Genomic DNA, 13,620 nt, shown 5'->3' with positions numbered 1-13,620 from the left:
TACGCCCCTCCTCCTGTGACCGCTACGCAGTGTGTCGTACTCCGGTGCGGCCGGTCTAGGCCCGCGGGGGATGGTGCAGGCCCAGGTTCTCGTAGATTTCCAGCGGCGCCGTGGAGTTGTTGAGCGTGATGAAGTGCAGTCCTGGCACTCCCTCGGCCAGCAGCCGGGCGCAGAACTCCGTGGCGTACTCGATGCCAATGGAGCGTACCGCCGCCGGATCGTCTTTCGCTGTGAGGATCCGCTCTTTCAGGGCGTCCGGGAACGCGGCGTTGCTGAGTTTGGGCAGCCGTTCCAGCATCTTCACACTGGTGACAGGCAGGATTTCCGGAATGACCGGGGTCTCGCAGCCGGCCGCGACGACCCGGTCACGAAGGCGAAGGTACGACTCGGCCTGGAAGAACATCTGCGTGATGGCGTAGTCGGCGCCCGCGCGGCACTTGTCGACGAAGTGCCGGACGTCGGCGTCCCAGTCACTGGAGCGCGGGTGCATCTCCGGGAAGGCGGCGACGCCCACGCAGAAGTCGCCCGACTCCTTGATGAGCCGGACGAGTTCGGCCGCGTAGGTCAGGCCCTGCGGGTGCGCCACCCAGTCGCCCATCGGGTCGCCGGGCGGGTCGCCGCGCACCGCGAGCATGTTGCGGATCCCGGCGTCCGCGTACTGGCCGATGATGTTGCGCAGTTCGGCCAGCGAGTGGTCGACCGCGGTGAGGTGGGCGACCGGGGTGAGCGTGGTGTCGGCGACGATCTGCTCGGTCTCCTTGACCGTGCCCGCGCGGGTGGAACCGCCGGCGCCGTAGGTGACGGAGACGAAGTCGGGGGCGACCGCCTCGACCCTCCGGAGCGCGCTCCACAGGTTCCGCTCACCCTTGGGGGTCTTCGGCGCCGAGAACTCGAACGAGTACGTGGTCTTGCCGGTGGCGAGCATGTCGCGCACGGTGCGTGCGCGGTCAGTCCTGGTCGATGCGGTTCCGAGGGCCATACCCGCAGGTTAGCCAGGGGCGGGCGGTCACCCAACCGAACTCGGGATATTTGCCCGAATTGTCGAGCTCGCGTCCGGATACTGGACAAGTTTCCGGACAGCCGGACGAGCGGGGAGCCGGACAGGCAGACGGTTACGCCGACCGCAGCCGCTTGGCGAACTCGGCCGCCGCCGCGCCCGGGTCGTCGGCCGCGGTCAGCGCCCGGACCACGACCACGCGGCGGGCGCCCGCGTCCAGCACCTGGTCGAGGTTGCCGAGGTCGATGCCGCCGATGGCGAACCAGGGGCGGTCGGTGCCGAGCGCGGCGGTGTACCGCACCAGGCCGAGGCCGGGGGCGGGGCGGCCGGGCTTGGTGGGGGTGGGCCAGCAGGGGCCGGTGCAGAAGTAGTCCACGCCGTCCTGCACGGCGGCCGCGGCGGCCTCGGACTCGGCGTGCGTGGAACGGCCGATCAGGACGTCCGGGCCGAGGATCGCGCGGGCCGCCGGGACCGGCAGGTCGCCCTGGCCGAGGTGGAGCACGTCGGCGCCGGCCGCGTGGGCCACGTCGGCGCGGTCGTTGACCGCGAGCAGCTTGCCGTGCCGGGCGCAGGCGTCGGCGAACACCGCGAGGTGCTCCAGCTCCTCCGCGGCCTCCATGCCCTTGTCGCGCAGCTGCACGACGTCGACACCGCCCGCCAGGACCGCGTCCAGGAACTCCGCGAGGTCGCCCTGCTCCTTACGGGCGTCCGTGCACAGGTAGAGCCGGGCGTCGGCCAGCTGGGCGCGGGCGGTGTCGGTCATCGGTGTCCCCCGTCGATTCGGTACTGGTTGCCTCAGACGGCGAGCGCCTGGGCGCGACGCTTCACCTCCGTGCCGCGATTCTCGCTGAGCGCCTGTGCGGGGGTGCCCGGCAGGGTCTCGTCGGGAGTGAAGAGCCACTCCAGCATCTCTTCGTCGGTGAAGCCGTCGTCCCGCAGGAGCGTCAGGGTGCCGGTCAGGCCCTTGACGACCTTGTCCCCGTCGATGAAGGCGGCGGGGACGTGCAGTGCCTTGTTCTCACCACGGCGGACGGCGATGAGCTGGCCCTCCTTGACCAGCTGCCGCACGCGCGTCACCTCGACGTCCATCATCTCTGCGATGTCGGGGAGGGTGAGCCAGGCGGGGACGAGAGCATCGGTGTTTGCGTCAATCTCGGTCACGGAACAAGGGTAGGCGTTCCGCCGTGGAGGCCGCGATGGGTGGTTGTCCGGGTGCGGCGCCGTGGGGGCTGGTCGCGCAGTTCCCCGCGCCCCTATCGGGGCGCTGCAGTCGCGTCTTTCAAGGGGCGGGCGGGGTCGGACAAGGCCTCCGGGTCCATTTCGCGGCCTGCCTCGATCAGGCGGCGGCCTTGCGCCAAGTCACGGGGGCGGCCTACCGCCAGCAGGGCTACCAGGCGGTCCTCGCGGAGCCAGCAGACGCTCCAGGACGGGCCCGACGGGTCGCCGCGCCACACCAGGCGGTCGGCGGCGGCGTGGTGGCCCGCGTACTGGACGAAGCGGCCGAACTGTTCCGACCAGAAGTACGGGACCGGGTCGTAGAGCGCTTCGGACTCGCCGAGGATGTTGGCGGCGACCGTGCGCGGGCCCTGGAGGGCGTTGTCCCAGTGGTGGACCAGCAGGCGCTCGCCGTAGCGGCCGGACGGGAAGGAGGCGCAGTCGCCGACCGCGTAGACGTCCGGGGCGCTGGTGTGCAGACGGTCGTCGGCCAGCACGTCGCCGCGGGTGCCCAGCTCGATGCCGGAGCCGGCCAGCCAGGCGGTGGCGGGGCGGGCGCCGATGCCGACCACGACGGCGCCCGCGGGCAGCCGCGAGCCGTCGTCGAGCAGCACCGCGCCGGGCTCGACGCCGGCCACGCGCGCGTGGGTGCGCAGTTCGGTGCCGCTGTCCGCGTACCAGGCGGTCATCGGCGCGGCGACCTCGGCCGGGAGCGCTCCCGCGAGCGGGCGGTCGGCGGCCTCCACGACCGTCACCGCGCAGCCGGCCGCACGGGCCGCGGTGGCGAACTCGGCGCCGATCCAGCCCGCGCCGACGACCACGATGTCGTGCTGCCGGGCGAGCACCGGACGCAGCCGCTCGGCGTCGTCCAGGGTGCGCAGCAGATGGACGCCGGGCACGCCCTCGGTGCCGGGCAGCGTGATCGGCTCGGCGCCGGTGGCGAGGACCAGGACGTCGTACGGCACCGGTCCGGCCTCGGTGTCCAGCTCGTGGTCGGCGGCGCGCACGCCCAGCGCGTCGCGCCCGAGCGCCAGCTCGATGCCGAGCGCCTCGAAGTCGACCTCGAAGGCGGAGCCCTCCGACTTGCCGAGCAGCACGGCCTTGGAGAGCGGCGGCCGGTCGTACGGCTGGTGCGGCTCGGCGCCGATCAGCGTGACGGTCCCGGTGAACCCCTGTTCGCGCAGGGCGACGGCGGTCTGCACCCCGGCCATGCCCGCGCCCACGACGACCACGCGCCGCGTCTGTGACGTGCTCCGTCGCTGCGTCTGCTCGCTCACGTGATCACCATAGACAAGAACGATAGACAACTGACGAGGAGTCAGTCAGGGGCGCGGCGAGTGACCTGTTCCACAGCACTGTCCACAGCGCCGTCCGAGGCCGTCTTACAAGGGCGGAGCCCCGCGGGCTAGGGTGGCGGGGAAGCACACGCGGGAGCCCGGACGCACCGGGCTGAGAGGGAGGCTGGCGGCCTCCGACCGTACGAACCTGATCCGGGTCATGCCGGCGAAGGGAGGGGCTGGACGCCCATGTCCTCACGTACGTCAGACGTCCTTGTCATCGGGGGCGGAATCATCGGCCTGGTCACGGCCTGGCGAGCGGCTCAGCGCGGGCTCGACGTCACCGTGGTCGACCCGGCGCCCGGTGGCGGGGCCGCGCAGGTCGCGGCCGGGATGCTGGCCGCGGTCACCGAGCTGCACTACGGCGAGCAGACCCTGCTGGGGCTCAACCTGGCCTCCGCCCGTCGCTATCCCGCCTTCGCCGCCGAGCTGACCGAGCTCACCGGCCACGACCTCGGCTACCGGCGCTGCGGCACCCTCGCGGTCGCGCTGGACGCCGACGACCGCGCCCATCTGCGCGAGCTGCACGCCCTCCAGCAGCAGTCGGGCCTGGAGTCCGAGTGGCTGTCCGGGCGGGAGTGCCGACGCCTGGAGCCCATGCTCGCGCCCGGTGTGCGCGGCGGGCTGCGGGTCGACGGCGACCACCAGATCGACCCGCGCCGGCTCTCGGCCGCGCTGGTGGCCGCGTGCGAGCGGGCCGGGGTGGTGTTCCACCGCGACTGGGCCGAGCGCCTGGAGGTGGGGCGGGAGCGGGCCACCGGTGTCCGCACCCGCGCGGGTGACACCTGCGGCGCCGGGCAGGTGGTGCTCGCCGCCGGAAGTCTGAGCGGACGGCTCGCGGGCGTGCCCGACGACGTGCTGCCGCCGGTGCGGCCGGTGAAGGGGCAGGTGCTGCGGCTGACCGTGCCCGCGCGGTACGCGCCGTTCCTCAGCCGGACCGTACGGGCCGTGGTGCGCGGCGGGAACGTCTACCTGGTGCCCCGGGAGAACGGCGAGCTGGTCGTCGGCGCGACCAGCGAGGAGCTCGGCTGGGACACGACGGTCACCGCGGGCGGTGTGTACGAGCTGCTGCGCGACGCGCACGAGCTGGTCCCCGGGATCACCGAGCTGCCCCTGACCGAGACCCGGGCCGGACTGCGCCCCGGCTCCCCCGACAACGCGCCGCTGCTCGGGCCGACCCTCCTCGACGGGCTGCTGCTGGCCACCGGGCACTACCGCAACGGGGTGCTGCTCACGCCGGTCACCGGAGACGTGATGGCGGAGCTGCTGACCGGCGGCGAGCCGCCGGAGGAGGCCCGTCCGTTCACCCCGAGGCGATTCGGCACCGTTCCCGGCGTCCTTGTGGAGCAGACCGCATGACCGTCTCCGTCACCATCTCCGTCAACGGGGAGCACCGGGAGATCGCCCCGGGCACCGCTCTCGACACGCTCGTGAGGTCCCTGACCGCCGCGCCCTCCGGGGTGGCCGCGGCCGTCAACGAGACCGTCGTACCGCGCGGGCAGTGGGCGACGACCGGACTCGCCGACGGTGACCGCGTGGAAGTCCTGACCGCCGTGCAGGGAGGGTGAGCGCCGTGGCCGACGATCCCTTCGTCCTCGGGGGTACGACGTTCTCCTCCCGGTTGATCATGGGTACCGGGGGTGCGCCCAGCCTGGAGGTGCTGGAGCGGGCGCTCGTCGCGTCCGGGACCGAGCTGACGACGGTCGCGATGCGGCGGGTGGACCCGGGGGTACGGGGCTCCGTGCTGTCGGTCCTCGACCGGCTCGGGATCCGGGTGCTGCCGAACACGGCGGGGTGCTACACCGCCGGGGAGGCCGTGCTGACGGCCCGGCTGGCGCGGGAGGCGCTGGGCACCTCGCTGATCAAGCTGGAGGTCATCGCCGACGAGCGGACCCTGCTGCCGGACCCGGTCGAGCTCCTTGACGCGGCGGAGACGCTGGTGGACGACGGGTTCACGGTGCTGCCGTACACGAACGACGATCCCGTGCTGGCCCGGAAGCTGGAGGACGTGGGGTGCGCCGCGGTGATGCCGCTGGGGTCGCCGATCGGGTCCGGGCTCGGGATCCGCAACCCGCACAACTTCCAGCTGATCGTCGAACACGCGCGCGTGCCGGTGATCCTGGACGCGGGAGCCGGTACGGCGTCGGACGTGGCGCTGGCGATGGAGCTGGGGTGTGCCGGGGTGATGCTGGCGTCGGCGGTGACGCGGGCGCAGGATCCCGAGCGGATGGCTCACGCCATGCGGGCCGGGGTGGAGGCGGGGCGGCTGGCCCGGCTGGCGGGGCGGATTCCGCGTCGGTACCTCGCCGAGGCGTCCTCTCCTGCGGAGGGCCTGGCCGTGCTGGACCCCGAGCGCCCCGCGTTCTGACCGCCGGCCCGCTCCCGCCTGCTCTCCCACCCACGCACCACCCGTGACTGTTTGCCGAGAAGCGGGACTCTCCCGTGGGGGCCGAGCACCGTCGGCGTCCGCGGGTCGTGGGGGGATCGGCTCCGGCGGGGGTCGCGGGTGGGTAGGTGCATATTTCAGCCACGTGCGAAGCGTCACAGGTGCGCTGCAGTCCGCTGGGGAAAGCGGTCTCACCTGTGGGGGTGTCAGCCGGTGCTCGTACACTCGGCGGGTGGATACGACCCTTCAGGACCCCCTCGTCGGGCAGGTGCTCGACGGCCGGTATCGCGTCGACGCGCGGATCGCCGTCGGCGGGATGGCCACGGTCTACCGGGCGCTGGACGTCCGGCTGGACCGCGTGCTCGCGCTGAAGGTGATGCACCCGGCGCTCGCCGCCGACGTGTCCTTCGTGGAGCGGTTCATCCGGGAGGCCAAGTCGGTCGCCCGACTGGCCCACCCGAACGTCGTCCAGGTCTACGACCAGGGGGCCGACCGGTCGTACGTGTATCTCGCCATGGAGTACATCGCCGGCTGCACCCTGCGTGACGTGCTGCGCGAGCGCGGCGCGCTGCAGCCGCGGGCCGCGCTGGACATCCTGGAGCCGGTGCTGGCCGCGCTGGGCGCCGCGCACCGCGCCGGGTTCGTGCACCGGGACATGAAGCCCGAGAACGTGTTGATAGGGGACGACGGGCGGGTCAAGGTCGCGGACTTCGGGCTGGTGCGGTCCGTGGGCAGCTCCACCAACACGACGGGGGCCGTGCTCGGGACGGTCGCCTATCTCGCGCCCGAGCAGGTCGAGAGCGGGGCCGCCGATCCGCGCGTCGACGTGTACGCGTGCGGGGTCGTGCTCTACGAGATGCTCACCGGGGAGAAGCCGCACGACGGGGACTCGCCCGCGATCATCCTGTACAAGCATCTGCACGAGGACGTGCCGGCCCCCTCCGCCGTCGTGCCGGGGCTCGCCTACGAGCTGGACGAACTGGTCGCCCGTGGCACCGCCCGGGATCCCGGGGTGCGGCCGTACGACGCCGTCGCGCTGCTCGCCCTGCTGCGGCAGGCCCGGAGCACGCTCGGCGCCGAGCAGCTGGACGCCGTGCCGCCGCAGGCGCTGGCGCAGGCGCACGACATCGGCGAGGACCGGACCAGTGTCATACCCCGGTCGTTGACGGTGCCCCGGCCGCTGCCCGTCAACGAGGAGGACGAGCGGGCCGAGGCAGTGCTGCGGACCAGCCGGTTCGAGGCGCCGCCGGTGCCGGACCGGCGGCGCGGGGGCCGTCGGTCCCGGCGCGGGCTGCTGACGCTGGTCGTCGCCGTACTGATCGTCCTCGGCGCGGGCGCCGGCGTCTGGTACATCAACTCCGGGCAGTTCACGAAGGTCCCGCCGCTGCTGTCGAAGACCGAGACCCAGGCCACCGCACGCCTGAAGGAGGCCGGGCTGGACGTCGGGTCGGTCGAGCACGCCTACAGCGACACGGTGAAGCGGGGCACGGTGATCAGCACCGACCCGGCGGCCGGCCACCGGATCCGCAGCAACGACTCGGTGAAGCTGACCATCTCGGACGGCCCCGAGACGGTGAACGTGCCGGACGTGCAGGGGCGGACGCTGGCCAGGGCCAGGTTGCTGCTCACGGCGGACGGGCTCGCACCGGGCATGGTGACCCGGGAGTTCAGCGAGGACGTGCCCAAGGGGTCGGTCATCTCGAGCGATCCGGGGGCGGGAAGCAAGCGGCACGCGGGGACCGCGATCGCGCTCGTCGTCAGCAAGGGCGCCCCGGTCGACGTCCCGGACGTCACCGGCGACGACCTGGACGACGCCCGGCAGGAGCTGCAGGAGGCCGGGCTGAAGGTGACGGTGTCCGCCACCGAGATCAACTCCGAGTACGACCAGGGGCAGGTCGCCCAGCAGACCCCGGCGGGCGACGCGCAGGCCGCCGAGGGCGACACCGTGACGCTGACGCTGTCCAAGGGCCCGGAGCTGGTCGAGGTGCCGGACGTGGTCGGGGCCACCGTGGAGGACGCGACCAAGCTGCTGGAGCAGTCCGGTTTCCAGGTCAAGGAGAACCGCGGGCTGCTGGGGCTGTTCGGCGACACCGTGAAGAAGCAGTCGGTGGACGCCGGGGAGCAGGCGCCCAAGGGGTCGACGATCACGATCACCATCCGGTGACGGGGGCCGGGCCGCGGCGTGACACCCTGGACGGGTGAAGAGCGAGCAGTCAGGTCCCTCCCGCAACCCCGTCGGCGGCCATGTCCCGGTGGCCGGCGGTCTGCACTCCGTGGGGCTCTCGTACGCCCGTGAGCTGAAGGCCGAGACCGTGCAGGTCTTCGTCGCCAACCCGCGCGGCTGGGCCACCCCGGCGGGCAGCCCGAAGCAGGACGAGGCGTTCCGCGCGGCCTGCGCCGAGGGGTCGGTCCCGGCGTACGTGCACGCCCCGTACCTGATCAACTTCGGCTCGCACACCGAGGCGACCGTGGAGAAGTCGGTGGAGTCGCTGCGCCACTCGCTGCGGCGCGGCCGGGAGATCGGGGCGCTCGGGGTGGTCGTGCACACCGGGAGCGCGACCGGCGGGCGGGCCCGGGACGTGGCGCTGAAGCAGGTACGGACGCATCTGCTGCCGCTCCTCGACGAGCTGACCCACGACGACGACCCGTTCCTGCTCCTGGAGTCCACCGCCGGACAGGGCGCCTCGCTCTGCTCGCGGACCTGGGACTTCGGCCCGTACTTCGAGGCGCTGGACGCCCATCCGAAGCTGGGCGTCTGCCTGGACACCTGCCACATCTTCGCCGCCGGGCACGACCTGACCGGGCCGAGCGGGATGCACCGGACACTGGACCTGCTGGTGGACACCGTCGGCGAGGGGCGGCTGAAGCTGATCCACGCCAACGACTCCAAGGACGTCGTCGGCGCGCACAAGGACCGGCACGAGAACATCGGCTCCGGTCACATCGGCGAGGACCCGTTCCGGGCGCTGATGACCCACCCCGCCACCGCGGGCGTACCGCTGATCATCGAGACGCCCGGTGGCAAGGAGGGGCACGCGGCCGACGTCGAGCGCCTCAAGCGGCTCCGGGACGGCTGACACCCCTCTGCGGACCTCCGGACGGGTCACCCCACCGCCAGCGGCACCGCCGCCAGCAGCAGCCCCGCGCCGAGCAGCGCCATCGACCGGCGCAGCCAGCGGTACTTCGCCGACAGGATCACGCTGACGTCCTGGAGCTGGGTGAGCAGCCAGCCCACCTGGTCCGCCCCGGCGTCGGCGGCGGCGCGGCGCAGCGCCTCCGGGTCGATGCCGTGCAGGGCGTCGGCGTAGAAGGTCGGGCCGGGTGCCGAGCGGACCGTACGGGTGCGGGGCACGATCACCGCGAGCAGCAGCAGGCTGCCGGCCGCCCAGAGTGCCCCGCCCACCGCGAGGAAGGCCAGGGCGACGCCCGACGTGCCGGACGGCGCGCCCCTGCCGAGCACCAGCGCCGGTACCGCGACGGCGCCCGAGAGCAGGACGGACGCCTTCACGTCCGCCCTGCCCAGGTCCTCGCGTACGGTCCCCAGCAGCCGTTCGGCGACGTAGTACGCGGCGGCGTCGGGGTCGCCCGGGGTCATCGGCGCGCCTCGGGGCTGGAGTCGTCCTCCACCCCCGTCCCCTGCCCGGGGATGGCGTCCGCGGGCGGGACCGGCGGGGGCGCGTCGGCCGGGAGCAGCGGGGGTGCGGGCGGCATCGGGGGCATGGGCGGCACCGGCAGCGAGGTCGGGGCCTGCGGCAGCGCGCCGTTCGGGAAGACGCCGGTGGAGACCGTGCGGCTGTAGTCGATGAGCGCCTGCACCTGGTCGTCGATCTGGTGGCGCTGGACGACGCCCTGGCTGATCAGGTTGGTCAGGTAGTCCAGGGCGCCCTGGCGCTGGTCGCGGGCCTGCTGCTGGAGCACGCCGAGGATCTCGGCCGCCCGGCCCGGGTCCGAGGCGAGCAGGTGGGCGTACTGGACGGTCTCGCCGGCCGTGATCAGCTTCTGGGCGTCGTCCATGTTGGCCGCGATCCGCGCCTTGGTGACGTTGTCCATGGCCTCCTGGACCACGCCGCCCTTCTCCACCGCGACCATCTGGGCCTGGTGGTCGGCGGCGGCCTGTCCGAGGTCGATGCGGACGAACACCTGGGTGGCGAGGCCCAGTTCGGCACCGAAGTCGTTCCACCGGCCGCTGGCCAGCTCGTCCTGGATGGCCTCGTCGACCTGCTGGGCCGAGTCCAGGCTGTAGCGGCGGCTGAGTCCGCGTAACCGGGCCTCCAGGGACGGGCGCAGCATCCGCTCCACGTCGACGACGCGCTTCTCGGCGGCGGTGTAGAAGTCGCGGACCTCCCAGTTGACGTCCGCTCCCGCCCTGAACTGGGCCCGGTCGCCGAGGGTGGGCAGTGCCAGCTGGAAGGAGACCTGGTGCTGGCCGCGGGCGATCCAGCACACCGAGGTGGGCCTGCCCATCAGCGGCTTGTTGAAGTGCTCGGCGCCGCGGACGGTGAGGATGCTGTGCCCGCCGTTCTTGTAGTAGAGCACCGAGGCCACCTGGCTGTTGCGGTGCCGGTAGGTGGCCTGCGGGGCGAACTCGCGGACGAAGGGGCCTCTGAGGTCGTGCGGCAGGACGAACTCCTCGTCCTGGGGCGGCCACGGCTGCCACTGGTTGTGCGTCATGGTGTACTCGCTCCCTGGACCGCCCCCCACAGGCGGCGGACCTGCTGTTCGTTCAGTGGTTGATCGGGGTCTTCGGTGAGTTCCTTGATGAGGGCCAGCAGCCGGTTGCGGTCGTCCTGGCTGTGCACGAGAAGCGGCAGGAACCGCTCCAGCCGGTCGGCCCAGGGCTGGTCGGCCGAGCCGCGCAGCCAGTCGGACAGGGTCTCGATCGCCGCCTCGTAGGACCGCGGGGTCTGCAGCGCGGTCCACAGGAGCCCGGCGAGTTCCGGGGCGAGCGCGGGCCGGACGGCGGCCAGGGCCAGCATCAGCGGCCAGTCGCCGTAGCCCTCCAGGTCCTCGTGCTGGTTCCAGAGGTCGGTGACGGGGACGGTGGCGAGGTAGACCGTGGACTGCAGGCCGAGGTCCTGCTGGGGCCGGCGTGCGTCGGAGAGCCAGGCGCGGATCCGGTGCAGGGTCTGGGCCTCGGGGCGGGCGCCGGCGAAGTGGGCGACCTGGACGGCGGCGCCGGACCGCAGTCTGCCCTCGTCCCAGACGCCGATGCCGCCGAGCAGGTCGAGGGTCTCGCGGACGGTGTCGGTGGCCCGGCCCCGGCCGAGCACGGCGCCCGCCGTCCAGCGCAGTTGCTCGTCGCCGTAGCGGGCCCAGGAGCCGATCAGGGCGCGGATCGCGGTGCCGACCTCCGGGGAGCGCAGCGCCACGTCGAGGACGGTCGCGGCGAACAGCCGGCGGCGGGCCCGCTCGGCCTGGGCCATCGGCTGGACCAGTTCGTGCACGGTGTGCGAGAGGTCGAGGCGGCACAACTGGCCGGCCGCCACCGCGGCCCGCACCCAGACCTGGGGCCGGTCGTCCTCGCAGAGTCCGGCCAGCCAGCGCAGCACGGGTCCGCGCGCGTTGTGCCGGTGCTGCCAGAGGTGGCCGAGTACGGCAGGGGCGAGGGCCTCGCCGCCGAACCGCACGGTGCGCACCGGGACCTCCTCGGTGCCGACCTCCTCGGTGCCGAGTTCGGCGACCGCGCGGGCGGAGACCAGCCGGGCGTCGACGCCGTCGCTGAACAGCGGGCGGCCGGGAGCGGCCTCGGGGTCGACGGTGACGGCCAGTTCCCAGGCGAGCACCTCGGCGGCCTCGGCGACGGCGCTGAGCGAGGCCCCGTCGAGGACGGCGACGGCGATCCGGTAGGCCGCGTCCCGCAGCCGCTCCGGGGTCTCGGAGCGGACCCCGCCGGCGAACCACTCGGCGGCCTGGCTCTCGGCGAACTTCCGGCATTCGGCGAGGAGTTCGTCGTGGGTGAGCTCGTCCCTGGTGTGCCGGGCGAGGAGCCGCGCGTAGTGGGCGGCCTCCGCGGGCCGCAGTTCGTCGAGGCCGCGCGCCTCCAGGACGTCGGGGTCCAGGGCGGTGGCCCGGGCCCGCTCGTACAGCTCGGGGTCCTTGTCGGCCAGTTCGACGGCGAGGTGGCCCTCGAGTACGGCGGTCTGGGCGGCCGGGGTGTGGGCGCGGTAGTAGCGGCCGCTGCGGGAGAGCACGTCTCCGGGTTCGGGGGCGGCCAGCAGGACCGCGTAGGCGTCCTTCTCGCCGAGCAGTTGGCAGAGCCGGTCGAGTCCGGTCTCGTCCGGTAACCCGGTGGCGCTCGGCTCCAGGGCGTAGCCGTGGCCGTCGCTGATCTGGTCGTCGTCGAGTCGGTCCAGGTCGGTGCGCGGGTCGAGCCGGGAGACCCGGCCGCCGGTCAGGCCGTCCAGCAGGGACAGGGCGGTGTAGGCGCGGCCGGTGCCGGGCTGGCCGTAGAGCACCAGGAGGCGTCCGTCGCGCAGTTGCTCGCGGTGTTCGGCGTAGTCCGCCGGTTCCTGGAAGACCTGGCGCAGTCTGCGCAGCTGGTCCTCCGGGAGCGGGCCGGCGAGGACGCGTTCGGCCGCCTGCCGGCTGTAGAAGTTCATGGTGCCGACGGATCCGGAGCTGATGAGGGTGCCGGTGCCGTGCTGGCTCACGGTCGAGCGGTAGATCCGGGAGGCGGCGGCCGCCGCGCCGGGCAGCGCCTCCTCGCCGAGCGGGTCGGCGGCCGAGCCGCCGATGACGTCGGCCTTCTCCGGCTCGGGCGCGCCGCCGGGCTCGGCGCCCTGCGGCTTGTCCGGCTCGGCCTTCTGCTGCGGCTGCGGTTGCTGCGGCGGTTTCGGGCCGCCCGGGGGCGGTGGGTTCTGGGCGTTCACCGGCCACCGCCGCGGCGGTCGATGTTGAGGGTCTCGATGCGTTCGGCGGCGATGACCTCTCCGTCGCCGTGCTGGTGGATGTTCTGGACGAAGCGGCCCGTGGTGTCGGTGGCGGCCGGCGGCCGCGGCGGGGTGCTCGCCTTCGTGTCCTCCGCACCGGCCGGCGCGGCCGGCTCGGGCGGCGCGGCCGCCTCTGCCGACTCGGGCGGCTCGGGTGGCGCGGGCCGGCCGGGGACCCTGAACCAGGCGGTGGTGCGGCCCTCCTTGAGGTCCACGTCGTGCCGGCGGTAGTGCTCGGGGTCCACCCAGCGCCCGCCGGGCAGCACGAAGTCCTCGTGCACGCGGTCGGAGACGGCCACCACCAGGGGCGCGTCGGCCGCGGCCGCGAGGATCGCCTTCGTGGTGCCGCAGTCGCACAGCCGGCAGGCCAGGTCGACGGCGCGCCCGGAGCGGCCGTAGGCGTCGGGCGTGACCCGGCCGATGTGCAGTCCCACCCGCAGCCGCAGCGGCTTCCTGAGGTCCCGGTTGCTCTCCCGGAGGTTCTGGTGGAGCTGCTCCACCCACTCCCCCACGATCCGGGCGGGCGGCACGTCGGGCGCCAGCACGCTGAGGATGCCGTCGCCGCGGTCCTCCTGGTAGAGGCGCGGTGGGTGGATGCCCGCCTGTTCGAAGGCGGTGCCCGTGACGTCGTAGAGTCTGCGCCGCATCTCGGGTTTCTCGGTGTCGGACAGCAGGCCCGAGCCCTGCGCGTCCACGTTGACGATGAAGCCGTACGCGGCTTCCCCCTCCATCGTTCTCTCCTCCCTGCCGTCCCGC

Annotated in this window: 13 protein-coding genes and 1 riboswitch; of the genes, 5 read left to right on the top strand and 8 right to left on the bottom strand. The window is 73.4% G+C overall.

Annotated elements, in window-relative coordinates:
- Positions 1–55: 55 nt before the first annotated feature.
- The 4 genes from metF to ABZ887_RS06450 form a co-directional block, all read right to left on the bottom strand.
- The gene (metF, locus tag ABZ887_RS06465) at positions 56–979 is read right to left on the bottom strand and encodes a methylenetetrahydrofolate reductase [NAD(P)H] (protein WP_361283529.1); all 924 of its coding nucleotides are present in this window, start codon (positions 977–979) and stop codon (positions 56–58) included.
- Between the two features lie 133 nt (positions 980–1,112).
- Complete coding sequence (gene thiE, locus ABZ887_RS06460; protein ID WP_361283526.1) at positions 1,113–1,760, bottom strand: thiamine phosphate synthase; 648 nt, start codon at positions 1,758–1,760, stop codon at positions 1,113–1,115.
- 32 nt (positions 1,761–1,792) lie between these two features.
- Positions 1,793–2,158, bottom strand: a complete 366-nt coding sequence (locus tag ABZ887_RS06455) for an Rv2175c family DNA-binding protein (protein ID WP_189260707.1) — start codon at positions 2,156–2,158, stop codon at positions 1,793–1,795.
- 92 nt (positions 2,159–2,250) lie between these two features.
- Positions 2,251–3,489, bottom strand: a complete 1,239-nt coding sequence (locus ABZ887_RS06450; protein WP_361283524.1) for an FAD-dependent oxidoreductase — start codon at positions 3,487–3,489, stop codon at positions 2,251–2,253.
- 140 nt (positions 3,490–3,629) lie between these two features.
- Positions 3,630–3,741: riboswitch (TPP riboswitch) on the top strand.
- Here ABZ887_RS06450 and thiO point away from each other — a divergent pair.
- The 5 genes from thiO to ABZ887_RS06425 all read left to right on the top strand — a co-directional run bounded on the left by thiO (position 3,739) and on the right by ABZ887_RS06425 (position 9,012).
- Positions 3,739–4,908: a glycine oxidase ThiO gene (thiO, locus tag ABZ887_RS06445; protein ID WP_361283522.1), complete on the top strand. Its 1,170-nt coding sequence runs from the start codon at positions 3,739–3,741 to the stop codon at positions 4,906–4,908. Its footprint overlaps the riboswitch before it by 3 nt.
- Positions 4,905–5,117: a sulfur carrier protein ThiS gene (gene thiS / locus ABZ887_RS06440; protein ID WP_361283520.1), complete on the top strand. Its 213-nt coding sequence runs from the start codon at positions 4,905–4,907 to the stop codon at positions 5,115–5,117. Before thiO ends, thiS begins: the two co-directional genes overlap by 4 nt.
- Before the next feature lie 5 nt (positions 5,118–5,122).
- Complete coding sequence (locus tag ABZ887_RS06435; RefSeq protein WP_361283518.1) at positions 5,123–5,917, top strand: thiazole synthase; 795 nt, start codon at positions 5,123–5,125, stop codon at positions 5,915–5,917.
- A gap of 250 nt (positions 5,918–6,167) precedes the next feature.
- Entirely contained in the window at positions 6,168–8,099 is a 1,932-nt protein-coding gene (gene pknB / locus ABZ887_RS06430) for a Stk1 family PASTA domain-containing Ser/Thr kinase (protein WP_361283516.1), read from the top strand.
- Positions 8,100–8,133: 34 nt separating this feature from the next.
- Positions 8,134–9,012 (top strand): deoxyribonuclease IV, encoded by an 879-nt coding sequence (locus ABZ887_RS06425; RefSeq protein WP_361283514.1) that lies wholly within the window; start codon positions 8,134–8,136, stop codon positions 9,010–9,012.
- A 26-nt stretch (positions 9,013–9,038) separates the two neighbouring features.
- Here the strand turns inward: ABZ887_RS06425 and ABZ887_RS06420 are convergent, their stop codons facing one another.
- Genes ABZ887_RS06420 through ABZ887_RS06405 form a run of 4 tightly spaced genes read right to left on the bottom strand, consistent with a single transcriptional unit; the run spans position 9,039 to position 13,595 of the window.
- Positions 9,039–9,530, bottom strand: coding sequence for a Pycsar system effector family protein (locus ABZ887_RS06420; RefSeq protein WP_361283512.1), 492 nt, complete (start codon positions 9,528–9,530; stop codon positions 9,039–9,041).
- A complete protein-coding gene (locus ABZ887_RS06415; protein WP_361283510.1) occupies positions 9,527–10,606 on the bottom strand; it encodes a hypothetical protein in 1,080 nt (359 codons plus the stop codon). The genes ABZ887_RS06420 and ABZ887_RS06415 overlap by 4 nt, the downstream gene beginning before the upstream one ends.
- Positions 10,603–12,804, bottom strand: a complete 2,202-nt coding sequence (locus ABZ887_RS06410) for a hypothetical protein (protein ID WP_361283508.1) — start codon at positions 12,802–12,804, stop codon at positions 10,603–10,605. Before ABZ887_RS06410 ends, ABZ887_RS06415 begins: the two co-directional genes overlap by 4 nt.
- Entirely contained in the window at positions 12,801–13,595 is a 795-nt protein-coding gene (locus tag ABZ887_RS06405; protein ID WP_361283506.1) for a hypothetical protein, read from the bottom strand. The genes ABZ887_RS06410 and ABZ887_RS06405 overlap by 4 nt, the downstream gene beginning before the upstream one ends.
- Positions 13,596–13,620: the final 25 nt, after the last annotated feature.

This window comes from Streptomyces sp. NPDC047061 (genome assembly GCF_040643955.1).
In the GTDB taxonomy this organism is placed as follows: domain Bacteria; phylum Actinomycetota; class Actinomycetes; order Streptomycetales; family Streptomycetaceae; genus Streptomyces.
The sequence above is the reverse complement of the archived record's forward strand: the minus strand, read 5'-3'. Positions and strand labels throughout refer to the sequence as shown.

Coding starts and splice junctions, on each gene's coding strand:
- metF (WP_361283529.1), bottom strand. CDS start 979: ATGGCCCTCGGAACCGCATCGACCAGGACTGACCGCGCACGCACCGTG.
- thiE (WP_361283526.1), bottom strand. CDS start 1,760: ATGACCGACACCGCCCGCGCCCAGCTGGCCGACGCCCGGCTCTACCTG.
- thiO (WP_361283522.1), top strand. CDS start 3,739: ATGTCCTCACGTACGTCAGACGTCCTTGTCATCGGGGGCGGAATCATC.
- thiS (WP_361283520.1), top strand. CDS start 4,905: ATGACCGTCTCCGTCACCATCTCCGTCAACGGGGAGCACCGGGAGATC.
- ABZ887_RS06420 (WP_361283512.1), bottom strand. CDS start 9,530: ATGACCCCGGGCGACCCCGACGCCGCCGCGTACTACGTCGCCGAACGG.
- ABZ887_RS06415 (WP_361283510.1), bottom strand. CDS start 10,606: ATGACGCACAACCAGTGGCAGCCGTGGCCGCCCCAGGACGAGGAGTTC.
- ABZ887_RS06405 (WP_361283506.1), bottom strand. CDS start 13,595: ATGGAGGGGGAAGCCGCGTACGGCTTCATCGTCAACGTGGACGCGCAG.